The sequence below is a fragment of the Alkalibacillus silvisoli genome (genome assembly GCF_039521975.1).
GTDB lineage: Bacteria > Bacillota > Bacilli > Bacillales > Alkalibacillaceae > Alkalibacillus > Alkalibacillus silvisoli.
The window spans coordinates 49848-76632 of the sequence record NZ_BAAACZ010000027.1 but is presented as its reverse complement, the minus strand read 5'-3'; the positions used below and the strand labels follow the sequence as shown (position 1 = coordinate 76632).

Annotated in this window: 25 protein-coding genes; 3 read left to right on the top strand and 22 right to left on the bottom strand. The window is 38.0% G+C overall.

The window, feature by feature from the left end:
* Positions 1–239 precede the first annotated feature (239 nt).
* The 22 genes from ABDZ63_RS13820 to ABDZ63_RS13715 all read right to left on the bottom strand — a co-directional run bounded on the left by ABDZ63_RS13820 (position 240) and on the right by ABDZ63_RS13715 (position 23955).
* Positions 240–1202 carry a formylglycine-generating enzyme family protein gene (locus tag ABDZ63_RS13820; protein ID WP_343784448.1) on the bottom strand — a complete coding sequence of 321 codons (963 nt, stop codon included), beginning with the start codon at positions 1200–1202 and terminating at the stop codon, positions 240–242.
* Positions 1203–1290: 88 nt separating this feature from the next.
* Positions 1291–2601, bottom strand: a complete 1311-nt coding sequence (locus ABDZ63_RS13815) for a sulfatase family protein (RefSeq protein WP_343784446.1) — start codon at positions 2599–2601, stop codon at positions 1291–1293.
* Between the two features lie 15 nt (positions 2602–2616).
* The gene (locus ABDZ63_RS13810) at positions 2617–4860 is read right to left on the bottom strand and encodes a glycoside hydrolase family 65 protein (RefSeq protein ID WP_343784444.1); all 2244 of its coding nucleotides are present in this window, start codon (positions 4858–4860) and stop codon (positions 2617–2619) included.
* Positions 4861–4997: 137 nt separating this feature from the next.
* The gene (gene pgmB, locus ABDZ63_RS13805) at positions 4998–5666 is read right to left on the bottom strand and encodes a beta-phosphoglucomutase (protein ID WP_343784443.1); all 669 of its coding nucleotides are present in this window, start codon (positions 5664–5666) and stop codon (positions 4998–5000) included.
* Positions 5663–6706, bottom strand: a complete 1044-nt coding sequence (locus ABDZ63_RS13800; protein ID WP_343784441.1) for a LacI family DNA-binding transcriptional regulator — start codon at positions 6704–6706, stop codon at positions 5663–5665. Before ABDZ63_RS13800 ends, pgmB begins: the two co-directional genes overlap by 4 nt.
* Before the next feature lie 5 nt (positions 6707–6711).
* On the bottom strand, positions 6712–7404 hold the full coding sequence (locus ABDZ63_RS13795; protein WP_343784439.1) for a YesL family protein: 693 nt from the start codon (positions 7402–7404) through the stop codon (positions 6712–6714).
* Between the two features lie 26 nt (positions 7405–7430).
* Positions 7431–8267, bottom strand: coding sequence for a carbohydrate ABC transporter permease (locus ABDZ63_RS13790; protein WP_343784436.1), 837 nt, complete (start codon positions 8265–8267; stop codon positions 7431–7433).
* Entirely contained in the window at positions 8267–9142 is an 876-nt protein-coding gene (locus tag ABDZ63_RS13785) for a carbohydrate ABC transporter permease (RefSeq protein WP_343784434.1), read from the bottom strand. Before ABDZ63_RS13785 ends, ABDZ63_RS13790 begins: the two co-directional genes overlap by 1 nt.
* A 96-nt stretch (positions 9143–9238) precedes the next feature.
* Positions 9239–10492: an ABC transporter substrate-binding protein gene (locus ABDZ63_RS13780; protein WP_343784431.1), complete on the bottom strand. Its 1254-nt coding sequence runs from the start codon at positions 10490–10492 to the stop codon at positions 9239–9241.
* Between the two features lie 21 nt (positions 10493–10513).
* On the bottom strand, positions 10514–12874 hold the full coding sequence (locus ABDZ63_RS13775; RefSeq protein WP_343784429.1) for a glycoside hydrolase family 65 protein: 2361 nt from the start codon (positions 12872–12874) through the stop codon (positions 10514–10516).
* A 336-nt stretch (positions 12875–13210) separates the two neighbouring features.
* The gene (locus ABDZ63_RS13770; RefSeq protein ID WP_343784427.1) at positions 13211–14152 is read right to left on the bottom strand and encodes a nucleoside hydrolase; all 942 of its coding nucleotides are present in this window, start codon (positions 14150–14152) and stop codon (positions 13211–13213) included.
* An 18-nt stretch (positions 14153–14170) separates the two neighbouring features.
* On the bottom strand, positions 14171–15268 hold the full coding sequence (locus ABDZ63_RS13765) for an NAD(P)/FAD-dependent oxidoreductase (protein ID WP_343784425.1): 1098 nt from the start codon (positions 15266–15268) through the stop codon (positions 14171–14173).
* 128 nt (positions 15269–15396) lie between these two features.
* On the bottom strand, positions 15397–16011 hold the full coding sequence (hxlA, locus tag ABDZ63_RS13760) for a 3-hexulose-6-phosphate synthase (RefSeq protein ID WP_343784423.1): 615 nt from the start codon (positions 16009–16011) through the stop codon (positions 15397–15399).
* Positions 16012–16018: 7 nt separating this feature from the next.
* On the bottom strand, positions 16019–16969 hold the full coding sequence (locus tag ABDZ63_RS13755) for a sugar kinase (protein ID WP_343784421.1): 951 nt from the start codon (positions 16967–16969) through the stop codon (positions 16019–16021).
* A gap of 24 nt (positions 16970–16993) precedes the next feature.
* Entirely contained in the window at positions 16994–17665 is a 672-nt protein-coding gene (gene rpiA, locus ABDZ63_RS13750; RefSeq protein ID WP_343784419.1) for a ribose 5-phosphate isomerase A, read from the bottom strand.
* Between the two features lie 18 nt (positions 17666–17683).
* A complete protein-coding gene (locus tag ABDZ63_RS13745) occupies positions 17684–18970 on the bottom strand; it encodes a TRAP transporter large permease (protein WP_343784417.1) in 1287 nt (428 codons plus the stop codon).
* Positions 18970–19455: a TRAP transporter small permease gene (locus tag ABDZ63_RS13740; protein WP_343784415.1), complete on the bottom strand. Its 486-nt coding sequence runs from the start codon at positions 19453–19455 to the stop codon at positions 18970–18972. Before ABDZ63_RS13740 ends, ABDZ63_RS13745 begins: the two co-directional genes overlap by 1 nt.
* A gap of 64 nt (positions 19456–19519) precedes the next feature.
* Entirely contained in the window at positions 19520–20548 is a 1029-nt protein-coding gene (locus ABDZ63_RS13735) for a TRAP transporter substrate-binding protein (protein WP_343784413.1), read from the bottom strand.
* A gap of 35 nt (positions 20549–20583) precedes the next feature.
* On the bottom strand, positions 20584–21213 hold the full coding sequence (locus tag ABDZ63_RS13730) for a bifunctional 4-hydroxy-2-oxoglutarate aldolase/2-dehydro-3-deoxy-phosphogluconate aldolase (RefSeq protein WP_343784411.1): 630 nt from the start codon (positions 21211–21213) through the stop codon (positions 20584–20586).
* A 15-nt stretch (positions 21214–21228) separates the two neighbouring features.
* A complete protein-coding gene (hxlB, locus tag ABDZ63_RS13725; RefSeq protein WP_343784410.1) occupies positions 21229–21783 on the bottom strand; it encodes a 6-phospho-3-hexuloisomerase in 555 nt (184 codons plus the stop codon).
* Positions 21784–21801: 18 nt separating this feature from the next.
* Positions 21802–22815 carry a LacI family DNA-binding transcriptional regulator gene (locus ABDZ63_RS13720; RefSeq protein WP_343784408.1) on the bottom strand — a complete coding sequence of 338 codons (1014 nt, stop codon included), beginning with the start codon at positions 22813–22815 and terminating at the stop codon, positions 21802–21804.
* Between the two features lie 237 nt (positions 22816–23052).
* Positions 23053–23955: a DMT family transporter gene (locus ABDZ63_RS13715; protein ID WP_343784406.1), complete on the bottom strand. Its 903-nt coding sequence runs from the start codon at positions 23953–23955 to the stop codon at positions 23053–23055.
* Between the two features lie 351 nt (positions 23956–24306).
* Between ABDZ63_RS13715 and ABDZ63_RS13710 the strand changes: the two genes are divergently transcribed.
* The 3 genes from ABDZ63_RS13710 (at position 24307) to ABDZ63_RS13700 (ending at position 26647) form a co-directional block, all read left to right on the top strand.
* Positions 24307–25317 (top strand): acyltransferase family protein, encoded by a 1011-nt coding sequence (locus ABDZ63_RS13710; protein ID WP_343784404.1) that lies wholly within the window; start codon positions 24307–24309, stop codon positions 25315–25317.
* A 161-nt stretch (positions 25318–25478) separates the two neighbouring features.
* Positions 25479–25859: a hypothetical protein gene (locus ABDZ63_RS13705; protein ID WP_343784402.1), complete on the top strand. Its 381-nt coding sequence runs from the start codon at positions 25479–25481 to the stop codon at positions 25857–25859.
* Positions 25860–25894: 35 nt separating this feature from the next.
* Positions 25895–26647 carry a hypothetical protein gene (locus ABDZ63_RS13700; protein ID WP_343784400.1) on the top strand — a complete coding sequence of 251 codons (753 nt, stop codon included), beginning with the start codon at positions 25895–25897 and terminating at the stop codon, positions 26645–26647.
* The last annotated feature ends 138 nt before the right edge of the window (positions 26648–26785 follow it).

Here is a 26785-nt window from a genome sequence, read left to right as displayed (position 1 = left end):
ACTAGAGGGTGTACCTTACTTTCTTTTTTTATACATATTTGGACTTACACAGACTATTGTACGTCATCCTGAATATTGTGAATTTCGCCCGATTATCAAAAATATCGCCTGATTCTCAAATAATCAGGCGAACGCCTATATATCATGTGACTCGCTCATATATCATAAATTCCGCTCTTTTACATCGATTTTCGCTCAATTATCAATTAATCAGTCGATTTCCCCTCTCCATATCCAAGCTACACTTCCTTCACACACCTGAAACCGATATTTCCTGATGAGCTGTCTGTTGTATTTGAGGTGCGTGCTGCTACTCGATATCGATTACAATAGGAGTCGTGGCATAAGTAAGACCCGCCTTTCATTACTTTCGACCCTCCTGTTTCAGGACCTAAAGGATTACTGCGGCCACCTCGCTCGCTTTCATCTTGTGAAAACCAATCTTGACACCATTCCCAAACGTTACCGGCCATTTGGTCTAAACCGTAATTGTTTTTCGGATATGAATATACAGGTGCAGTCGCTAAATAACCATCATCCATAAAATTTTGAACCGGAAATTCACCTTGCCAAATGTTACACATATGCTCTCCACCAGGTGTTAAGGCATCTCCCCAAGGATAACGCTTTTGGACTAAACCTCCACGAGCAGCGTACTCCCATTCCGCTTCAGTCGGCAAGCGTTTCTCAGCCCACGAACAATAGGCCAAAGCATCATTCCACGATACGTGTACAACCGGATGGTCCATTCGATCATCAATATTAGAGTGTGGTCCTTCTGGTTGAAACCAATAGGCCCCTTCAACCACTAGCCACCATGGTGTTTCTGGTACACGCTGTTTTACATACGGAACATTTTTGCCTTTAATCAATTTATGAAAAACAAACGACCAGCCATACTGCTCCGCTTCCGTGACATATCCTGTTTCTTCAACAAATGCCTTAAAATCATGATTCGTCACAACTGTCCGGTCCATGTAAAAGGAATCAACTTTCACCTCACGAACGGGCCCCTCGCCATCATGCGGGTTGACGTCTTCATCTACTGAACCCATTAAAAATGCGCCACCTTTAATCAAGACCATCTCTTTGTTCAATTCGGTCTGTCTCGTTTGGTTAAAAGGTCTATTTTCCTTCTGTACTAAACGCTCCAGATTAACTTGTTTTCGATTTGCACTACAGCATGTCTTTTTTTCTGTCATATGAATACCTCGCTTAGGCGTTTAATCACTCGAAACTTGCTAAATTAAATAAAGCAGAGGCAAGCAATCCTCACCTCCACTCTATCATTTATTTTTTCCGACCATCATAATCATCTGTAACACCTTGCCACTCTTCTGCTTCATAACCAGGAACACGTCCTTTAAGTAACGGGTCAGCACTTTCTTCCATCCACTTGTCTACTTTTCGGCGCATATCGGCTAACACATCAGCGTAAGCTACATCTTTTGCAATATTATGAAGCTCTGCTGGGTCTTGTTCTAAGTCATAAAGCTCTTCTTTTTCATTCGGCACATAATAATCATCTCGAACCGCTTCGCCTGTTAAACTGATATGCAAGTCATAAGGCATGTACACTTTCGGACCGTCTTCGAAATTACGAATGTACTTATACTTTTCAGTGCGAACACCTCGCATTGGGTGATATTTATCATGCCAAGTCATCTCAGCAAAGAAATAATCACGCGTTTTCCCAGTCTCCCCTTCAATGAGCGGCAAGAAGCTTACTCCATCAATCCCTTCTGGTACTTGACAATTGGCTAGATCAAAGACTGTCGGCATTAAATCGACATTACATAACAGTGCATCTGATTGATAGCCTTGTTCATACATCCCTTGAGGAAACTTCATTAAAAATGCTGTCTCAAGTCCAGAATCGTATAAAGTACCTTTTGCACGCGGGAATGCAATACCGTGATCTGTTGTGAAAATGATGATCGTATTCTCATCGAATCCATACTCTTTGATCGTTCGCTTAATGCGACCGACAGCATCATCCATATCCATTCCAGAACGGTAAAATTGCGCAAAATCCCTTCTTACTTCTTCTGTATCTGGTAAATAATCTGGTACAACGACTTCATCTAAATCAACTGGTTCATAATCATCAAACGGGCGATGTGTTTCTTCAAAACCCAGTGAAATATAAAATGGCGAGTCATCTTCGCGTGCTTTTTCTTCCTTTAAAAATTCAACAAAATGATCCGTCACATCAGCCGCCCAGTTCCCTGGCACTTCTTGATAATGTTGATAACCTAACTTATAAGGGTCGAATTCATCTTTGACCGTCTCGTGATAAAGGCCAATTAACGATGTCCGATAGCCAATTTTATTAAGCTCAGATGGGATCGTCTCTAACTCCTCATAAATAGAATGACCCATATGCGCAAGGCCCATCATGCCGTGATTATGTCCGTAACGACCCGTCAGAATACTCCCGCGGCTCGGACTACATTGTGGCTGTGAGCAAAAGTAATTATTAAACTGAATACCTTCAGAAGCTAATTCATCTATTTCCGGCGTTTCAACATTTCGACCATACGAGCCTAAATAACGACCCGTATCATGTGAAATAATAAAGACAATATTCGGTCGCTGCATGGTGCCACTCCTCTCTTAAAGTACTTTTGAAACAGGGGAACCAACAGAAAGCTGAACCTGTTCATTAAAATGACTAACGTCTAAATCATCACCTTCAACTAAGGTATAAACAACCTGTCCATCTACTAATTGAATATTAATTAACCGGTCACGAAAACGTAAGCTAAAGGAGAAATCATCCCACGCTTTTACTTGTCTAGGGCGGAAACTCAAACCTTCTTCTTTAACACGTAGTCCAGCGAAACCATAAACCATCGCTAACCACGTCCCCCCCATATTCGCCATGTGTAATCCGTCTTTCGTGTTTTTGTGTAAATTATCAATATCTAAACGCGCTGTTTCATTGAAGTAATGGTAAGCCTTTTCATCATAACCAAGCTTCGATGCCATAATACTAAATACGCAATAAGATAAAGATGAGTCATGGGTTGTGACGTGCTCATAATAATCGTATGATTTACGAATCGTCTCATCATCAGCCAGATCTTCAACTAAGAAGTGCGCTAACACAGTATCTGCTTGCTTACACACTTGATAACGGTACAGCGTTAACGGGTGGTAATTTAATAACAATGGATACTCTTCATCAGACGTATTTTCAAAGTCCCATACTTGTTTATTTAAAAAGGTATCATCTTGTTCATTTATACCAAGTTCATCATCAAAGGGTAATAGCATTTTTTCAGCCGCTTCATTCCAAAATAAAGCCTCATCTTCTGTTACACCTAACTGCTGAACGAGTTCGCTTTCCCTCATATCTTGATAAATTTTATAAGCCCACTCCATATTATACTTTGCCATTGCATTCGTATAGTAATTGTTGTTGACAATACACGTATACTCATCTGGGCCAGTAACGTTATTAATTAAAAATTGACCGTTTTTCATGAACCCTGTATCAGCCCACAGTCGTGCCGTTTCAATTAACACTTCAGCTAAATATTCTTGCTTAAACTGTTCATCTTTAGTAACCAAATAATATTGAATAAAACTATAAGCAATATCAGCACTAATATGATATTGCGCTGTACCTGCTGGGAAGAACGCTGAACTTTCAGGACCTGTAATCGTCCTCCAAGGGAAAAGCGCTCCTTTTTTGTGACCCATTTCTTTCGCCCGTAAACGCGCAGCATCTAATGTTGAATAACGGTGTAACAGTAATCCTTTAGCTATTTCAGGATTCGTCATTAAAAAGACTGGGAAAATATAAATTTCCGTATCCCAGAAGTAATGCCCTTCATAACCCTCACCAGATAATCCTTTAGCTGAAATATTACTGACAGAATCTTTACCAACTGATTGTAGAAGATGATAAAGGTTAAAACGAATCCCCTGCTGCAAGCTGTCATCCCCAGCAATTGCAATATCTGATACGCGCCAGAATTCATCTAAGTAAGCTTTTTGTTCTTTGAGAATTGTTTCAAATTCTACAAGTTTACTCTGAATTTGAATTCCTTTTTCTAATAGATCATCACCGTGACGAAGTGTGTCTGTGTAAACGTTGTACTTGATTAGTGATGCGTTACTGGCTCCATCAAAAGTAAACGTCTCGATGATTTCATATCCATTATGTTCAATTGAGTGCTGGCCATCATGCTCATGTCGCATCACGCAGGCCACTTCTAAATCAGTACGTTCAGTTCGAGCTTTAACTTGGGTTAAACCCGCCTCTGACTTTGCTTCATTTGCATAGAGTAATTTCGCATGATTAGAAGCTAAACGTGGGTCATCTTTTTCAACGTAATTCGTCACATCACCCTTGACTTTAGATATGAGCTTCACTTCTCTTACATTTGAAATTGGCTCAACATCAACTTTGATCGCAAACAATTCCTTCGTTACAAATGATACGACACGAGTAAACGTTAACTTCGCCTCTTGAGATTTTGGTGAGCGCCAATGGACTTCGCGGACAGAATAACCTTGGTCCATATGAAGCGTTCGGTCAAAATTAATAATCTCACCTTCAAATAAACTAAAACGCTCACCATCTAAATAAACTTCAATCTCTTGTGTATCAATCACATTAGCTAATTTTTGCTGAAAATCAGGAAAACCGAACAACTTTTCCCCATATTGGATTTCAGTTTCCTCATGAAAAGCATTAATGTATGTCCCATGAATCGATTTAAAATCATCTCGATAACCTTCTTCAAAATTTCCTCGTACCCCTAAATAACCATTACCTAAAAACATAAGACTCTCATTTACTAATAATTGCTGTTCATCCAAAGCTGTATTCGATAACTGCCAAGTCAAAATCGACACTCCCACTCTTTTAAAAAAGATAAGTATTTCGCATATTTATCAGCGTTCGAGCAACTTTTATCAGCGTTCATGCTAAGTTTATCAGCGCTCGCGACACTTTATCAGCGTTCACACATATTTATCAGCGCTCACTCCACACTATAAGCTTCAATAATCGTATCAAAATCAAGCTGACTTGTCTGATCAACTCGGTAATGCGCATGGCCCAATGCTTCAGCAGAGCCAACAGCGACTGAAAACATTCCCGCACCGTTCACTGCCAGTACTCCAGATGGCGCATCTTCAATCCCAATACACTGATTATAATCAACACCAAAATAATCAGCTGCACGGGTGAATGTTTCAGGATCTGGTTTACCTTTAGAGACTTGTGCTGCATCAACAATATAGTCAAACTGATCGATTAGGCCAAGTTCACTCAATACGTACTTCGCATTTTTACTCGCTGATGCTAAACCAACGTGAATTCCTTCTTTACGAATTCGCATTAATAAAGCTTTAATCCCTGGTAAGATGTCCTCTTCATTAATCATTTTTAACAAGTCCACATAATGATCATTTTTCTTAGTCGCAAGGGCATCTTTAAGTTCCTGCGACAGGTTTTGTTGATCAGGAGCAAGCGCTAAAATCTTCTCTAATGATTCCATACGTCCGATCCCTTTTAACTTTTCATTAAAGTCTCGATCAATCGTAATTTCTAAAGAATCAGCTAACCGCTTCCATGCTTGATAATGTAATTCTGCTGTATCGGTAATGACGCCATCTAAATCAAATATAAATGCTTGAGGCATTGTCATGATTCATGTTCCTTTCTATCGCTGTTCGTAAAATCTTGTACACTCTCACGTTCTAGTAGTTCATAATTTAAATAGATTTCATTTTCTTTCGACTCTCCGTTAACAATTCGGTTTAATAAAAGAGCAGATTGGCGCCCCATTTCAAAAAAATCTTGGGCAATTGTTGTAATCGTAGGGGTTGTCATCCCTGCAATCATCGAATTGTCAAACCCGACAACAGACACATCTTCCGGGACTGAGAGCCCAAGTTCTTGCGCTGCTTTCATGACACCGTATGCCATCAAATCGCTTAAACAGACAAATGCTGTTGGTCGATGTGTCTTTAAATATGTTTTCGCTTTTTCATATGCTTGTTGATCATCAAAGTCCGCATAAAATAGCATCTTATCTTCAAACGTTAACCCATGTTTCAACAATGCATCTTGTACGCCTTTAAGCCTTTCTTCATTCACATAGGCTTCTTTTGTCCCTGCCATAATCGCAATATCACGATGGCCACGTTCAATTAAATATGCCGTCAAATCTTCTGTTGCTTTACGGTTTTGAATCGTCACGCTTCCTACACAGCTCTGCGGTTCATCCATTACAACGTCGATTAACACGCAAGGAACGTTCGTATCGACCATTTCTTTAAAAAAGGGATCATCAAGCTTAATCCCTTGTAAAATCGCCCCACCAATATTACGCTCACGACAGAACTGAACGTAGCTCTGCTCTTGCTGCTTGAATGAATCCGTAAAATAAATCGAGAAATCTAAATTAAGCTGTTGACTACCAAAGTAGATGCCTTTAAACAGCTCAAATGAGTTATTATCCTTTTGATCATTTTCTTCAAAGCCAGAGGAAATTAAGCTAATCGCTGAGTTTTTCTTTGATGATAAATTCCTTGCAATTCGATTTGGTGAATAATCTAGCTCTTGTGCTATATCCATAATCCGCTTTCTAGTCTCCTTACCGACATCTGGATAATTGTTAAACGCCTTCGATACAACGCCAACAGAAACGCCAGCTTTCTTTGCGACATCTTTAATCGAAACCATTCACTTCACTTCCTCTGCTCTGCTTTATTTTTGACACTCTCAGTCCAATGATTAAACATTAATAAGGCTAAATACGCGATGGCTACACCTGAGAAAAAGGGAATCAACGCTGTGAATTGAAACAAGGAAATGTAGGCGATCATCCCTGTTACAAATAAAATAAAAATCGATAAAACTGGGCTACCAACTGTTGTAAAAGCGGCATACTTCAACCGATCTTTCATCGTCATGTCAAGGTGCGCTTCCATACAGAAAAAAATCATTTGAAACGCAAATATAAATACACCTAGCCCGAGAAAAACAATAAAAAGCACTTCAGATACGTCAGATAAAATATAAATATCGATCAGCCAAATCAGCCATATAACGGTAAATAGCACGTTTGTTTTCAGATAGCTTTTATAATATTTGAACAATGTTCTAAAATAGTGTGTTTGCTTATTTTTCTCATTTTGCTCTAACATCCAATAACGAATTGACATAAACATGGCTCTTGTCGTTGGGAAAAAGATCAAGATGAATACAACCATGAACAGAACATAATGGATTATTGCTATTTTGTTGTCACTTAAATACCAAGAATAAACTAAAAACCACGTTGGGATATTAAGTAAAAACCAACTAACATTCGTTAATGCAAACCTAGCAACCCATCGTGATAATGCGACAATCCATCCTGATAGACTGAATCCATTCATGGCTTCACCTCCTAAAACCTATACGACTACTTCACCGCACCTTCGCCAATCCCTTTAATAATGTGCTTTTGTGCTAATGCATAGAAGATCACAACTGGAATAATCGTTAATACTAGACCAGCCATAGCTTGGTTCCACTGAATCGTAAACTCACCAAAGAAGTAGAACGTTGCAAGTGGAATCGTCCTTAAGCTTTGATCGGTTAACACTAAAGATGGTAATAGATAGTCGTTCCAAATTTGAATCACATTTAAAATAATAACCGTTACAGTAATCGGTTTTAGAATCGGGAATATTATTCTCCAAAATACAGTAAATTTACTAGCTCCATCAATTTCAGCTGATTCCTCTAAAGAAATCGGAATTGATTTCACAAACCCATGATATAAGAATACAGCTAAACTCGCGTTAAAGCCAACATGCATGAAAATTAAACCACTTCTCGTATTTAACATCGGAAGCCCCGTCGTACTCATAATTTGATCCATAAATTGAATGAGTGGCATCATAATCGTTTGAAACGGGATCAGCATCGTGGCAATGAACGTCATAAAGATCACACGACTTAACGTATTATCTTTACGCGCCAACATCCATGCAGTCATTGACGATAAAATAACGATAATAAACACCGATATAATCGTGATCACTAATGAGTTAAAGAAGGCTAAACCGAAGTTCATTCGATCCATCGCCCGAATATAATGTTCAAATGTGAGCGTCTCTGGCAACGCTAAAACATTCTCATATAACTCTGAACGACTCTTAAATGAGTTAACGATCATAATATAAACAGGTGATAAAAATACTAACGCTGTAATTACTAATAGAATTTCCTTAAAATACTTCTTAAAGAGACGCATTACATTTCAACCTCTCTCTTCTTCGTCATATAAACTTGAGTCAGAGTAATCGCCGCAATGACGATAAAGAAGATAATCGCTTTCGCCTGACCATAACCATAGTTGTTATATCCAAAGATTTCATTATAAATATGCATCGCTAATAGCTCAGTCGAATTAGCAGGTCCTCCAGCTGTCAAGGAAAGGTTGACGTCATAAATTTTGAAACTAAACGATAACGTTAAGAATAAACTTATGGTTAATGCAGGCATTAATAGTGGCAAGACAACATTCTTAAGGCGTTGGAAGTAATTGGCACCATCAATTTCAGCTGCTTCCATCACTTCACCTGGAATACTTTGAATCCCTGCAATGTAAATAATCATCATATAACCAGCCATTTGCCATGAGAACACGATGACAAGAGCATACATAGCAAGGTCTGTGTCGGTTAACCAGTTACGAAACACATTTTCATATCCCGTTAACTCCCCGATCACTCTAAAACCATCTGAGAATATGAACTGCCATATATAACCTAAAATCAATCCACCAATTAAGTTTGGCATGAAAAACATCGTCCGTGCAAAGTTTGCCGACTTTAACGCTGAGGTAACAATTAAAGCGAACCCTAAGCCTAGTACGTTAACAAGAACTAGACTTAAAATCGTAAACTCTAACGTTAACCAAGCAGAATTTAAAAACCTTCCATCATCAATTAATTCTATATAATTGTCTAACCCAACATAAACCATTGGATTAGCAGAAAACCCATCCCATTCAAAGAATGAGTAAAAGATTCCAATAAAAAACGGAATCAAAACAACCGTCGCAAATATAATAAACAACGGCAAAACAAACACTAAATACCAAAGTTTATTGTGATGTTTACTCACTTTCATCCCTCTTTTCTCACCTTAACCATATAAGAAAGGAAAAAATAACAGGGAACACCAATTGGTGACCCTGTTATTTTCTTGTCATTGAGCCTATTATCTTACTGCACCTTCCCAAACTTCATCTAAACGCTCGATAAATTCTTCACCAGTCATGCTATCATCTAAGAAGAACTCTTCTGCTGCTGGTGCTAAGTCGTTTGGTACAATGTCAGCTGGATAGTAGTTGTGTGCCCAAGGAATTGTGTCACCACTGTTAGAAGCATCTAGCACTTCTTGAGCTAGCGGGTCTAAACCATCAGCATCAATGTGCGTGAATCCAGGAACGTGAGCGAACTCATCAACCATATACTCATGACCGACATCACTGTTGTGTATCCACTCTAAGAAATCAATTGCAGCATCAATTTCAGCTTGATCCTTATTACCGTTTACACCCCAGTTACCACCAACGCCAACGATTTGCTGGTCATTACCATCTAATGGGAACGGCATTAAACCAACTTCAAAATCTAACTCATAATCAGCTAACATAGAAGCTACCCAGTTACCTTGGTGAATCATTGCTGTTTCTCCATTTACGAAGTCACCTACTTGACGATCATAGTTAACATCAAGTGGATTGACTGTGTGCTCACGAATAGCCTCCATAAACTGTCCAAACTCTTGGAATTCATCATGCTCAGCCATCGTTGTTTCACCTTCATTTAACTCATCAATGAACGCCATATAATCATCTTGTAAAGAGAACGGATAGTTACTAATGTGGCCAATTAAAAAGTAAGCTTCTTGAGAAAGCATTAATCCGTTAATGCCTTCTTCTTCAAAATCTTGTAGCGTTTGAACGAATGAATCGTAATCCGTAATATCTTCTGGGTCAACTAGATCTTTGTTATAAACTAAACCGAAACCTTCAATCCCGTATGGTAAACCTACTAAACGATCTTCAAACTCTAAAGCCATGTCAGGCGCAATATCATCAGCTACATCCATGTCACTTAAGTCATATAGATATGAGTCTAACTGATCAGCAACTTGAATATTTTGTACGCTCATGATTGATGGGCCTTGGTTACTGTTTAAACGTACTTGTAATTGCGACAAGTAATCGTCACCTGTTGTACCCCATACATCAACTTCAATACCTGTTTCCTCTTCATACATTTCTGCTAATTCTTCTAATGGCTCAGAAATCTCCACTTTACTTTGGAAGACTGAGATTTGTTCTACTTCGCCACCTTCATCAGTATCCCCCTCAGCATCTTCTGCATCTCCGTTATCACTACCACAAGCAGCTAAAACGAGTAATGCACTAACAAATAAAGCAAAAAATAGCTTATTAAATTTCATTGTGATTCTCCCCCTAAAAATTTAATTATATTGAAAAGCTAAAGGAACAGTGAGAGTGTCTTTTAGCTTCAACACCTGATTTTGAATCGTGATCGGCAGTTCAGTCATAGAATCTTTTGAAATCTTACAGTTGTCTTGGTCAATCTCAAACCTTAACTGCTCACCTTGCCAATCAATATTAAACGTCATAGAATTCCATTGTTTTGGTAGAGTCGGATTAATAGATAAACCACCTGGCGTTAACCTCACACCAGCAAAACCAAACACAGCAATACTCCAAATACCTGCAATTGACGCTGCATGAATCCCTTCTTTAGATGATTTCATGTTAGTACCTAGGTCAATCTCAGAAGCACGACGGAACATATGATAAGCCATGTCCATCATTTCAAAGTCACTCGCGACAATCGCATGAGTAGATAAACTGAGTGACGAATCATGAAGTGTGCGCGGTTCATAATAATCAAAATTCGCACGTTTTAATAAATCATTAAAACCTAAATCAGCCTTTAAGAAGGTCTGTTCAAGTAAATAAAGTAAAACTAACACATCCGCTTGCTTCGTCACCTGAAGCTTATTAATTTGCGGTTGATTATAATCTTTATAAATCGTTCTTGGTTGTGTTTGCTTTTTATATTTATCTAAGTCAATCTCTTTAAGTGATAAATACGTATCATCTTGTGGAATGACCTCATCTTCTTCGCGAGGTGCTGGTAAGAAGATGTGCTCCGCTTTCTCTTTCCAGTCCTCGTAATTAGCTTTCAAGTTAAACGTTTGATCAAGTTGGTCGAAAACGTTTTCGCTTTGCTCACTTAAATACTCATAATACTTAATCGCTAGCTTTAAATTAAAATAACTTAAATAATTCGTATGGGCATTGTTATTAACATGTTCTTTATACTCATCTGGTCCTATAACGTTATGAATCTCGTATCTATTTTTGGCTTCATTCCATTCATAACGGCTCGCCCAAAAGTTCGCACTCTCAAACACCATTTCATAACCGTAATCATTTAGAAATTGCTCATCATGAGTGACCTCATAGTATTGATTAACAGAAAATGCTATATCTGCTGTAATATGCTGTTCAATCAAACCTGTCCATATTTTACTTCTTTCACCTGTTACAATATCAATATCTCCATAAAGCGGCGTCACTTCACCATCATCTGGAAATGCCATCTCCCATGGATACATCGCACCTTCGTAACCATTCTCCTTAGCCTTAGCTCGTGCACTTTCTAACCCGTAATAACGATAGGTTAATAGAGAGCGAGCGACCTTTGGATTTGAATAAATAAAGAATGGTAGAACGAAAATCTCCGTATCCCAAAATGAGTGGCCCTTATACCCTTCTCCAGATAAACCTTTTGCACCAATCCCCATTCTAGAATCATGGTCAGGCGTCATAATCATCATATGATAAATTGAAAATCTAACAGCAAGCTGATCGAAATGATCTTCACTATTAATCTCAAAATTGTAACGTCCCCAGATCTGTTCAGTCCAAGCTTGGCTATGACTTGCTAGTAATTGATCATAACTTTGTTGTGAGACTTGTTGTAATGTTTGGTGAGCTTTTTGCTTAATCGTCTCTTGATTTGCTCCACCAGGCAAAAACTCTCGGTCACGACTCGTATAAATCACATTCAACTTCTCTAAGGTGACTGTCTCACCTGGCTCTATATCAAATTGATAACTGACACCAACTTTACGTCTTTCCATCAACTTATCAACAGCCGCCTCTTTAGATAAGTGGTGTTGACTAACAACCACTACATCAACATTAGACTGACGAGTTGTTTGGGTATACTCGAGTTGATCGTCCCCATAAATACGAGGTATTCCATTTAGAAAATGTTGAGCTCCTGTGTTCGTTGTTTGACCATTAATCGTACTTTCAATTTCAATGAAAGCAGCTTCATTTAATGCCTCAACATCAACCTTCATACCAATTAAATGGCGTTCATCTAATGAAACAAAACGACGACAATCGAACTTAAACGATTTACCTTGGGGTGAGGTCCAAGTAAATGAGCGAACCAACTCAGCTGTTTTTAAATTTAGCGTTCTAACATAATCATTTGCTTCCCCAACCTCTAAATGAAAGCGCTCACCATCGACGTAGAAGTCAATTTGTGTCACATCCGCTAAATTAGGAAGCTCCGTTACTTCTGTCGGGTCAGCTTGGTTAAATGTACCGTTAACAAACAGATTACGTTTTTCACCGAAATAAGACTCCTCTGTCGCAGAACGAAGCCCCATATAACCATTCCCAAGCGCCATAATTGCTTCGAACTTTTTCAAATGGTTTGGCGAAAAATCCGCCTCAGCTACAACCCAATCCTTATATTCTCCCCGTCCGAAATTATACTGGATCATAAAATACCCCTTCTCCACACATGTAACCGCTTTCTTATTGTGTAAAAAAATATATTAAAGTAACTTGCGAAAACGTTTTAGTAACACCGTAAAAAAAATCAAGCACCTACTAATTACTTGTAACCAAAAGTATATGACCATTCTATTAAAATGTCAACGGAAAAATGAAAGCGATTTTATAATAGAATACTTAAAATCGAGCGAACGCCCAATTAAATAGGCGTTCGCCTGAATACGGAGAATTTCGCCTGAATATTGTGAAATTCGCCCGATTATCAAAAATATCGCCTGATTCTCAAATAATCAGGCGATCTCACAACACTCCAAAATTCCCTCTCACTCTTCTAATACCGAATAAAACAGTTCTACAAATCGTTTGCGGTCCACACTATGTAATACATGAGCGTTCGGTTCTTCTCCTAATGTTCTTAAGTGGTCAACCACAGTTGCACCAGTCGTATAAGCACCGCTTGACTCTACTGTCACAAAATAATCGTCCCCTTTAAACAACGAAGGGTCTATCACATATGCGATCGCACATAAATCATGAAGTCGAACTACCTCAGCGTGATAAGGTTCTAAAAAAGGTGAAGTAGCTTGAGCATCTTTATAAAACGCTAACATCTCATATAAAGTCTCTGATAGTTCAGTGCCTGATACTTTCAATAACCGCAAGTCCATCTGATCTAAATAAGCTTGGTGTGTGACATCTAAACCACACTTCACTACAGGCACGCCACTCTGCATGACAATCTCTGCCGCTTCAGGGTCTACAAACATATTAAACTCGGCTTTCGGTGTCACATTACCCCCACGAGCTGCCCCACCCATTAGTACAATTTGCTTAATCTTTGGCTTAACTTCAGGATGCGCTAATAAGAGTGCCCCAACGTTAGTTAAAGGACCTGTAGCGACAATTGTAATCGGTTCGCTCGCTTCATTTAACACTGAAACCATCGCCTCAATCGCCGTTCGGTCACTTACTTCAAAGTCAGGATCTGGCAGTTCAACTCCACCAATGCCTGTTTCGCCGTGAATATGATCAGCAATCACTAAATCACGTAACATCGGCTTATCCAACCCCCTTGCAATTTCCACCTCTTCACCTATGTAACTCACAAAGCGCAAGGCATTATCGACCACTTTATCTTGCGTTTGATTCCCTGCACTCGTTGTAATTAATTTCACATCTATCGATTCATGACGCAGTGCTAATAAAAGCATCATCACATCATCAATTCCTGGGTCACAATCAATAATAACTGGTGTTTTTCCCATATCCCATCACCTCTTCTGTTAAGTTCGAAGTGGGTTAAAAGGTGCTAAGTCATGCTCCACTTCTTGTTGCATAGCCAATTTAGCTGCTAGTTTACCGGCGTAGGGCCCAATCGTCAAACCAGACGGACCTAGCCCAGTCGCTACAATTAAATTACGAAAACCTTCTACCTTACCTAATAAAGGCAACGCATCAGGTCCCATAGGTCGAAAACCAACTCGAACCTCACCTAATGTTGCACTCTTTAACCCCGGTGCAACCGACAACCCTTCATGCAAAACTTCCTCAACACCACCTGCCGTTAAGCGATAATCAAAGCCACTACCCGCCTCACGCGTCGCACCAAACACCACACGGGAATCATCGAATGCTACTATATAATGACTCGACTGGGGTAATACAACAGGCCAGCTAGCAGTATCCTCACCAGCATGAACATGAGCAATTTGACCACGCTGAGGCTCTAAGGTAATCGACACATCCAGTTTATCCAACAATTGCTTAGACCATGCACCCGCTGCAACAATCACTTGCTCCGCTCGAATGTTACCTTCACTCGTTTGAACGATTACTTCTTCACCTTCATGAAACAGTTCTACTCTTTCAGTTAAAAGCTTTCCTCCTCTTTTAACAAATGCTTGAACTAACGCTTGATTCAACAACTTTCCATCCACACGAGCCCCACCAGATACATAAACAGCCGAAACACCCTCTTGAAGTGGTGGGAAGTGGTCTTTAGCTTCCTTGTTTGTTAACTTCTTAACTTCACCAACAAAAGCCGTCTTCTCACGCTTATTAACCGCCTCATCATAAAGTAATTGAATCTCTTGATCATCACGCCCTAAAGCTAACGCACCACACTGATCGTACCCGGTTTCACCTTCACCATCACGACCAAGTTCTTCTATTAAACTAGGATAATAGGTCGCACTCGCTTTAGCTAACTCATAGAAATCAGGGTCCTTCTTTGTGCTAATCCAAGGGCAAATGATCCCAGCTCCAGCAATGGTCGCTTTCCCTTCAAAATCAGCATCAACCAATAACACTTCTTCACCTTGCTTGATTAATTGATAAGCCGCAGACACACCTAGAATTCCAGAACCGATTATGACAATCACATCAATCTCTCCTTGTCATGTCTTTTTCCGAATTTTAACAGTTAATGACTATACCATATTCCTATTCCATATTTTAACACTTAATTCCTGTACAATAAAACACCACTTATAAAAAAGTGGTGTCATGCTTATATATATTCACGTATCTTCTGTGCAACTTTTAAAGGTTCTAAAGCTTTCGTAATAGCGCCTCCAACAATGACGATATCTGGCTCTCCCTTTGTAACTTGACCGATTGTTTCCTCATTAATTCCACCTGCTACGGCTACTTTAAATAGAAAACCGTCAACTAAATTGAATAAACTAGAATTAAAGACTCCCTCTTTTTGTTGGTCTTTACCGACATGTAGACTCACAAGTTCTACATTTAAGCTCACTAACTTTCTTAATTGCTCACGTTCTTCCACTTCTAGTAAATCCACCATAACCTGTCCGCTATAGTCTTGAGCAACTGTTAACGTATCTTGAATCGTTAATGAGGATGAAAAAGCCATCACCGTCACAATATCTGCCCCTGCTTCAAATGCTTGTTTAGCTTCATGACCACCAGCATCACACGTTTTCATATCAGCTAAAATACGATGGTTCGGAAAAGTTTTCCTAATTTCTCTAACAATAGACATGCCATATTCTTTTATAACACCTGTTCCGACTTCAATAATATCGATCTCAGACTCAGTTTTATGCAACACATCAAAACATTCAGTCCAACTTAAACGATCAAGTGCTAGTTGTAATTTCACATGATCACTACCTTTCAATTCTTTCTATTTCACCTAAGCTCATTTGAACGTCCTCCAAATAAGGTAAACCTTCATTATCTCCTTTAACACTTACGACCATTGAACCGATCATATTGGCGAAATTTAATGATTTCTCTAGATTCCAACCATTTAAAAGGCTATATAAAAATCCAGCATCAAACCCATCACCAGCTCCTACAGTATCGACTACTTTAGTAGGTTTAACAGGAGGAGCTTCAACATACTCACCTTGGTGGAAGCCAACTGCTCCATTTTCCCCTTGCTTCAAAATAATATAATCAATCTCATAATACTGACACGCCTCAATAATCGCTTGTGGCTCACTTTCCCCTAATACAATCTCCATTTCTTCAGTACCAGCCAGTAAAATATCAACATCAGGTAGAAATGATTTCAGAACTTCACATGCTCTTTCTTTACTCCAAAGCTTCAAACGAATATTGGGATCTAGTGCAACTTTAACATTATACTTCTTCGCTAATTCAATTGCTTTATACGTAATTAATAGATTCTGTTCATCAATCGCAGGAAAGATGCCAGTAATATGAAGAACTTTTGACTGCTTGAAATATTCTTCGTTTAAATCTTCAGGCTTCATTGTTAAAGTAGGAGAATTATCACGATAGTAAAATGTCCTTACAGAGCCATCCTCCATAATTTCTTTAAAATTAAGTGAAGTAGGGTGTCCGTCTACTAACTCAACCTCAGAAACATCAATTCCTTCTCCTCTTGCAAAGTTTCGGATATACTTACCAAACTCATCATTCCCAAGCCTACTAATCCATCCTGTTTCTAAGCCTAGTCTAGAACAGCCAATCGCTACGTTAAGTTCAGCTCCGCCTATATTTTTGCTAAATGAATTTACAAATTTCATAGGTCCCGTTTGACTTGGATTAAATGCAATCATTGCATCACCAAGTGTTATGATGTCTTTCATATTATGCCTCCTAAACTAGTACAATCATGATCCATTCATTTCTCTAACCCCATGTTTATCACCGATCATAACTAAATCCACCATGTTAACAAATAAGCCCGTATCAACTACACCTGTAATCTGCTTTAAATAAATATGGGCCCTATTTAAATCATATAACTTATCTACTTTACAATCTAAGATAAAATTACCATTGTCAGAAATAAACGTCTCATCATTTATTACGCGTAATTGACAAGTATAACCTTGGGCTTCAATTAATTCTTTCGTTTTCTCCCATCCAAAAGATAATACTTCTACTGGAACTTCAAACTGGCCCGACTGGTTAACCATTTTAGAATCATCAACTATTATGACTAATTTTTCCGCGATCCAATCTATGAGCTTCTCCCTCACTAATGACCCACCGCCACCTTTAAGTAGGTTTAAATCAGAGAAAACTAAATCTGCCCCATCAACAGCTAGGTCGATAGTGGTTTCTTTAGCCAATTCTACTAATGGTATACCATAATGATTAGCAAGTCGTTCTGTTTTTTTGGAAGTTGGGACTCCTACAATGTTAAGCCCCAACTTCATTTCATCTGACAAATACTTCAAAAACCATTCTACTGTAGAGCCAGACCCTAACCCTAAAGTCATACCGCTCTCTACATATTTAATTGCTTCTTTGGCAACAAGCTGTTTTTTATCATCCATTACATATCACCTCTAACGTCAAAAGAGATCAGGGTTTAACAATTCTGGAATATACATAGCAACACCTGGGAAAAACGCAATAAACAACAGAACAGCAAGTATAATTAATAAGAACGGTATAACCGCAAAGAATGACCGTTCAATTGGTAACTCACCGATTTTAGATGCTAGCAACAGGCATAAACCATACGGCGGCGTTACTAATCCTACCGCTAATGTCATAACAACAATAATACCTAAATGAACTGGGTCAACCCCAAACTGTGCAGCAGTTGGTAGAACAACAGGCACAAATAAAATCATTGCCGGTATTGCGTCCATAAACGTTCCAATAAATAAGAAGAAGGCAATAGTAATTAAAATAAACACCCATCTAGCATCAATGTAATCAGTAAAGAAGTCTTGAGCGCGAATTCCTAACTGATAATAACTCATCAATTCACCTAATGCACTAGCTGCTGCGAGTGCAAATAATGAAAGTGAGCTTAAAGCTAACGTGTCAAAAAGTATTTTAGGTAGATCTTTAAATTTCAATGTTTTATAGAAATACATACTTATTAAAAACGTATATAAAGAGGCTACAGCTGCTGCCTCAGTTGCTGTGAAAAAGCCTGTTACTATACCACCAACAATAATAATTGGTGTTAATAATGCCGGCACTGACTCATATAAAAGTTTTAAAAATGTTTTAAACTCTACACGTTCAGACCTTTCGAAGTTTTTCTTTCTAGCAATGATATATACAAAAATCATCATCGTAACAGCCACTAGGACACCTGGTACAATACCTGCTAGAAACAAAGCCCCAACTGACGCATTCGATAACCCAGCAAAAATAATCATAGGGATACTCGGTGGAATAACAACGCCTACTGTCGATGAGGCTGCTGTTACACCAACAGCTGTCTCAGTATCATAACCATTTTTCTTCATGCTCGGGATTAAGATCTTTCCAACACCTGCTGTATCAGCTTGTGATGCACCCGATACACCAGCAAACATCATCGATACTAATACGTTCGCTTGAGCTAAACCACCCCTTATCGAGCCGACAATAGCCAGAGCAAACTGAATAAGTTTCTCTGATATTTTCCCTTGATTCATTAAATTAGCTGCTAAAATAAATAATGGAACTGCGAGTAAAACAAATGAGTTTAGCCCATTCATCATACTCATCGGCACACTTAAATTAGGGATATAGTCAATACTAAAGATTCCAAGAAGGGCAACAATACCGATCACAAACGCAATTGGTAATCCTATAAGCAATAAGACTAAAAACACAATAACCAATAAATATCCCACTATTGTTGCACCTCCCCTTCTCTTAGTTGCTTAATATGCTGAATCATGTGCGATAACGTATAAATTATCATCGTTCCAGCCATTATTGGAATGGAGATCCATACATAACCCATTTTCAACTCTGGAATCGATACCCAGTTATAATTCCAAAACTGTTCCACAATTCTAATACCGTAATAAAAGACAAATATATTAAAAATGATCAATAACGTATCATTAAATAGGTTTAGCAATAATTTCTTTTTACCTTTAAGCTTGTTTTGTAATATATCAAAACTGAAATGGTCTCTTCTATTCACCATGATTGCTGCACCCATAAATACTGTCCATACAAATGAAAAGCGGGCGACCTCTTCAGTCCAAATAACGGATATACCTAAGTGTCTTGTGGTAATTTGATATAAGATTACTAGAAAGAATACAGATAAAAAGAAAAGCCCTATGACGATTTGAATTCTTTCGATGTTCTTTACTAATTTTTCCACAGCGACCCTCCTCTAATTAATGGAAGGGACACATGACATAGCGCCGTGTCCCTTCAAATTAAAATTATCTTGCTTCTCTGATTTGCTCTAATAGATCTTCTACACCATAATCAGCAGCATATTCATCTTGAAGTGGTTCAGCTAAATCGATAAATGGTTGACGGTCAATATCATTAATTTCTGCACCTTCTTCTAGCGCTTTTTCTCTATACTCTTCTTCTTGCTCATAAAGTGCATCCCACTCTGCTTCAACAGATGCTTCTGCAGCTTTCAAAATCACTTCTTGTTGCTCTTCAGTGTAATTATCGAACTCTTGGCCATTAATCAATAGAAAACGAGTCGTATAATCATGCCCAGTCTCTGTAATATATTCGCCATTCGGCGTTCTATGGTGATCTTGTTGCACGAAGTATGGGTAAGCGTTTTCAGATGATTCAACTACATTCTGCTGAAGCCCTTGATATAACTCGCCCCATGCAATGTCTGTTGGGATAGCACCAGCTCTTTCCCAAAAATCCGATACAACACCTGATGTTTGTGTACGAATTGTCTTACCTTCCAAATCATCCATTGAATTTAAAGGTTCATTACCATAGTAGTGGCGAACACCAGCTGTCCAGTAACCTAATAACTTAAAGTCATTACCTGATTCTTCATTAATAATGTCTGCCATCTGATCACCAACATCCCCCGTTACAACACTTTCCCAATGATCATAACTATCAAATAAATAAGGGAATGCAAATAAGTTAACTTCTTCAATACCAGTAGAAGTCATGAAACCTGGCGATACAAGTACAACGTCCGCACCACCTGTTTGCAATCTTTCTACTAATTGAGATTCTTCAGTACCAATTGTACCCGCATGCACCTCAACTTCAATTTGACCGTTTGATTCCTCTTCAGCTACTTCTTCAAAAGCTAATAAACCGTCTTGATAAGGGTTCTCTGGGTCAGTCTGGTTGTGAGCTGCAACAATGTTAATCGAATCTTCGCCATCTTCTCCACTTGAACCTTCTTCTGTATCATCACCACAAGCTGCTAGAATTCCCATTACTAGCATAGCTACTAATAATAAAAGAAACCTTTTCATGCTTAAAACCCCTTTTGTAATAATATTTATTATAACTAACCTTTCAATTGGCTAGTAAATAACATCGCTCTTTTCTTAAGTTCTGTGAAACCGCCTTCACCATTTAGTAGATTGGAATTCACCAACTCACTTCCAATCCCAACGATTTCACTTCCACATTCAAAATATTCATTCATATTCTCTAGATTTATACCACCTGTAACCATTAGCGGAATTTGTGGTAACGGTCCTTTCAAATTTTTAATGAAATTCGGACCAAGTGTACCTGCAGGAAATACTTTAACCATGTCAGCACCATGTTCATAAGCTGTTAAAATCTCAGTTGGTGTAAATGCTCCTGGAATTGATAGTTTCCCGTACCTTTTAGTCATTTTAATTGTTTCTGTATTCAAAGTAGGTGATACGACAAACTCAGCACCAGCTGATATGACTTCTTTAGCCGTTTCTCCATCTAATACAGTTCCCGCTCCAACTAATACATCACTTTCAAATTCATTGGCAACTTTTTCTATAATTCTAGTGATCCCTTTAGTTTCTGCTGTTAACTCAACAGCGTTAATCCCACCGTCTTTCAATGCTTGAACTGTCTTTAAAATATTATCTTCTGTAGCATTCCTAATCACGGATACAATTGGATTTTGTTTCAAATCATACACACTAACCATTAAAAACCCACCTTCTTACTCTAAATTAGCGTGCTTTTTGTTTAATGTTTTAGTATCTTTTGAATCTATAAAGTGATTCATCAAATAAACAATCACACTATCTAATATGAGATGTGCTGCTTGATCAAATTGACTACCTAATGGCTGAATCGTGTTCCTATTTTCCAACATCTTTTTCGTAACTGCTGGGATTTTTACAACACCTTTACTAACCTTCCCAATTGTTGAAGTCGGGTTAGTCGTTATTAAATGAACTGACGTGTTGACCTCACTCGCTTTACTTGCAAAATTCACAAGCGTATTCGTTTCACCTGATCCAGAAATGAGAATAAGCACGTCATCTTCTGAAATACTAGGCGTGATCGTTTCCCCAACAACATACGAATCATAACCAATGTGCATTAACCTCATAGCAAACATTTTACCCGCAAGACCAGAACGTCCCGTACCTGCTATAAAAATTCTATTAGAAGAAGCAATTATTTCTGCTAAATTCGCTACTTCTTGATGATCTACTTGTCCAACGACAGACGTCACTTCTTCTGTAACCGTTTGCAAAATTTCCTCCATATAATCACCCCACCTTAGCTAACATGATGAACGTCTTTTAATAAATGGCTCAAAGCGATAAATATCTTGAAAAGCAACTTCATCACCTTTAATACGTTTTAATAACAACTCAGCAGCCTTTTTCCCCATTTCAGATGTCGGCTGTCCAATTGTCGTTAATTCAGGATCATAAATTGATGCAAATGACACATCATCAATACCGATCACAGCTAAATCTTTAGGAATTTCCATCTTGTGTTCTTTAACAAACTTTAAAATTTCAAATAAAGTTAAATCATTTCCAGCTAGTAGCGCCTCAGGTGGGTCAGGTCGAAACAGCATCTTTTCTAACTCAGCTTGAATGGCTTCTATTTCTACACCTTTGATGAAATCATTTTTTACAATGAGTCCATTCACTCTAGCAGCTTCAATGAAACCTTCTATTCTTTCAATTCTTGGTGTGACATTATTTTCAGTCGAATTAGTCACAATCCCAATCTTCTTATAACCTCTTTCAACAAACTCCCTAACCGCCAAATGAGATGCCTTCTTATTATCCAACATTATTGAACTAGTTTTAACATCTGGTACATAACGGTCAATGAACACCATAGGATAATCCTCTAAGTTCAAACTCTGATATAAGCTAATGTTCATACTTGTTGGAAAAACAATAATACCATCGACTTGTTTAGCTCGAAGCATCTCTATATACTTCTTTTCCTTTTCCGGGTCATCTTCGGCATTACACACAATGATGTGAAAGTTAGATTCATTACAATATTCTTCAATGGAGCGAACGATTTGCGTTGAAAACTCATGAGAAATATTGGCGACAATCACACCGATCGTAGTAGAAGTCTTCTGTTTAAGAGATCGAGCTACTATATTGGGTTGATAGCCTAACTCATCCACCGCCTCAGCGATTCTCTCTCTCGTTTCCAACCCCATATATTCATAACGATTATTTAAATACTGCGATACAGTACTTTTAGATACTCCAGCCTCTTCAGCAACATCTTTAATTGTGACTGTTCTGTTTTTACTGACCATTTTGGGACCTCTCATATGATTTTGATAAACCGATTTAGTAAATCGATTTAGTAAGAGTGTATTATAAATGAAAGCGTTTTACAATAGAAAATTGAAATTTTTTAGACAAAAACTCTCTAGTAAAATTAAAGGGGATGAAGTGTTGTGAAAAGGTAATACATGTTAGTTAAGCAGTTACTTAGCGGAATCAAAATGCGTAGACTCCCTCGGAGATTGGCGTCATACCAACCACGAATTTTATAGCGTTCCTCTTCTTTTTAATAACTTATGCTCTATTGCACCTGTTCCTAAGAAAATACCAACTAAAATAAACACAAATCCAATCATATGTTGAATAGTTACGACCTCATTAAGAAAAATAGCTGCCCCAATAATTGCAAATAACGTATTTAAATTAATAAAGATCGCTGATTCAGCTGGACCCACCTTCTTTATCGCGAAATTATACGTCATATGACCAAATGCCGTTGCTAAAATAGCGCTAAACAAGAAGACTGCACCTAAATGCCAATCAAAAACACGCGTCATTTCACTAACTGAAGCACCGAAAATTTGACTCAATACAAATATAAAAACTGAGCCAAACACCATAATATATCCTGTGATTAACCGTGGATCAAACGACGCGTTAAGCTTACTAATCAGTACAAAGCTAAAACCTTGTACGACAACACCAATAAAAACTAACCCATCGCCTAAAGAAATCGCTCCTAACCCATCATCTCCAGTTAACGCCGTCATCGCAACGCCAACAAAACCTAATATAAAGCCGAGTGTTCTTAAAAAATTAACCCGCTGCTTTAAGAAAATAACAGCCATCATAACAGTAGCGAGCGGCATCAACCCTAATATTAACGATGCATTAACACCTGATGTCCTTTCTAGACCAACCGCAATAAAAGAATGATGCAGCACAACATTAAACGTCCCAATATATAACATGATGAGCCACTCCGATTTATACGGTAGCCTGAAAATTCCCATCACATAACATATAATTAACACTGCAACACCAGCAGTAAACACACGAAAAGACGTCAACAATATCGGATCAATCGCATCGACTAACACTTTTAGCGCAGACAAATTTAGACCCCACATTAACATGACAAGGAATAACATGATGTAAATCTTAACCATTATTAGCCACCTGTTTCTATGTATGATTCTTCCACTCTACAAAACTTCGTGACTGGAAGCAAATATAGATTCTACCATTTTAATAAACGAACGCCTAGCGATCAACTCTCACGTTCTATTATTAGCGCTCAGAGATTTTTATCAGCGCTTGGATACATATATCAGCGCTCGCATCTATTAATCGAGCGTTCGCTCATTTATCTCAATTTTCGCTCATATCCAAATTTTCGTTTAATCCCTACCACTGTGTAACTCTCTCGTAACAATTTTTAATAGATTTGATACAGATTTTTGCTAGATTTTATCTTACAATGCTCGAATGGGGAATCGTTGTTAGAGAGTTGGGAGAGTATGGCAGAAGTTAAGAATTCACGTGATCCGTTTATTGACAATGCACGATTTTTGCTTGTTTTTCTAGTCGTACTCGGGCATTTCTTCGTGCCGATTCGTGGGGATCATCCAGTCATTAACGAAATCAATCATATTCTCGGCTTATTTCGCATGCCAGCTTTGATTCTATTAACTGGCTTTCTCAGTAAAGGGTTTATGAAAAAAGGCTATATTAAGAAGATTACGATGAAGTTGCTCGTTCCGTATTTTATTTTCCAGGTTGTTTTCGGAATGTACTATTACTTTTTATATAATGATCCAACGTTCGAGTTATATTTACTATCACCGCAATACACGTTGTGGTTTTTGTTGAGTTTATTCTTTTGGAATTTAATGCTTTTTGTATTTACTAAGATTAAATACCCGCTTCTAATTGCGATTATTTTAGGTGTTGGGATTGGCTATATTTCAGATTTAGGCCATTACTTGTCTATTCACCGTACGTTCGTCTTTTTCCCGTTTTTCTTGCTTGGTTATTACATGAACTTAGAGCATTTAAAATGGGTGAAAAAAAGATTTATGAAATTAGCAGCAGTGGCAACTTTTGTACTCGTATATATCATGTTCGAACAAGTATTGTCACTTAATGAGTCATTACAATGGCTATTTGGATATACACCCTATGCAGGACTCGGTTATGAAAAGTGGTATGCTGGATTTTATCGTTTAGCCATTTATGGTTTATCTCTAATAATAGGCTTTGCTTTTCTAGCATTCGTCCCTACACGCGAGACATTTTTTACAGAACTCGGTAAGCGAACTGCGTATATCTATATTTTACATGGTGTGGTGATCGAAACGATGTACGAGCTTTACCTTTATGATGCGTTGTCGACGTTTTGGGATTATGCATTAATTCTCGTCTATAGTGCAATCATTACGTTTTTTCTAGGTTCGAGTAAAACGGTTAAATGGATGCGTCCTTTAATAGAAGGTAAAATTGTACAGCCACTATTATATAGAAGGAACTAAACGGATTAGTCTGTTTAGTTCTTTTTTTATGTACAAGTAATACTTTAGGTAAACCGTTAATATATTAGAATGGATAAGCTTCACTGTACCTATGAAATGATGGACCCATCTAGGTGAATAATAGGTGTTAATGTTAGTGCTAGTTAAAGGGGTGAATATTTATGAAAAAGGTCTTATTGTCTTTAACAATTGGACTGATTTTAGGTGGTAGTATTACAGTTTTCGCTAGTGGTAGCAATTATTTTGCCGACGCTTTAAGTAATCAAGATGAGCAGATTAAAAATATTCTAATGGATCATTATGAAGAAATTTATCAACAAAGAGGTCAAAAGCAACATACGGATATGATGAGTGTTGTACAGTCAGAGCGTGAAGAAATTATGGAATACTTTAAGCCAAAGATTGAAGAATTAGTACATGATGAAGCAGACCAAAGAAGAGAAGATCACATCAATGCAATTGAACAAGCTGCATCTGAACTTAGAGAAGATATTTATGAAATGTTAGATGAAGAGTTTGGTTATGAAATTCCTAGAGGTTAGTGTGAATTCAACAGCTTATATAAGGAGGAGATTTTGTGGGAGCTTTTACCTGTAGCATTTGCTACAATCAACAAGGTGGCGGGAATTTCTGTGAAAACTGTGGGAATGCTTTAGTGAATGGTGGACAACAAGTTATTCAAGTCAAACAACCCCCTCTATCCAGAAGTCGGCAACAAGTAGCTCAACCATCTGCACTAGGCATTTACATGAAAAAATATAGTGAATACTACAAGAGTACTTTAAAAAATCCAACTCATGCATTCAAACAATCAGAAGCTCATTATGCTAATGCCATTGTGACACTTTTTATATTGTCAATCTCTCTAGCTCTAGGTATCTACTTATTAATTAATGCTCAAGGAACTATAGTTGATGCGAATGCCTTTCAATTAATCAGTCAACTAGTAGCCGCTTCACTAGTCGTTCTAGCATCTGGGTTAGTCGCATTCATAACAGTTTTAAAAATTGGTGATGTCGATTTAACGTTAAAACAAGCAACTACACAATATGGAACACTTGCTGTACCCTTTTCTATTTTGACGATGTTATCTGTATTAACGGGCTTAAGCTCATCTACACTATTTACACTAACGCTTTCTAGTATGGGATTACTCATCTTCGTCACCTTCATTCCAGCCATAGCAAGCTTCTTCCACCTACTTCAAAGCCATAAACATCATATGGCGATCTACTTAAGTTTACTAACTTTCGGACTTACTAATTTAATCATCTACATCATGTTTAGAATTTATCTAGCAGACGTTTGGAGTATAATTAGTAGTCTATAAAGTGGATTCAGGCGAACGCCCGATTAATTAGGCGTTCGCCTGATTATCGTGAAATTCGCCTGATTATTGAGAATTTCGCCTGATTATCATGAAATTCGCCTGATTCAACAATAATCAGGCGATTTTTTATTAATCTAG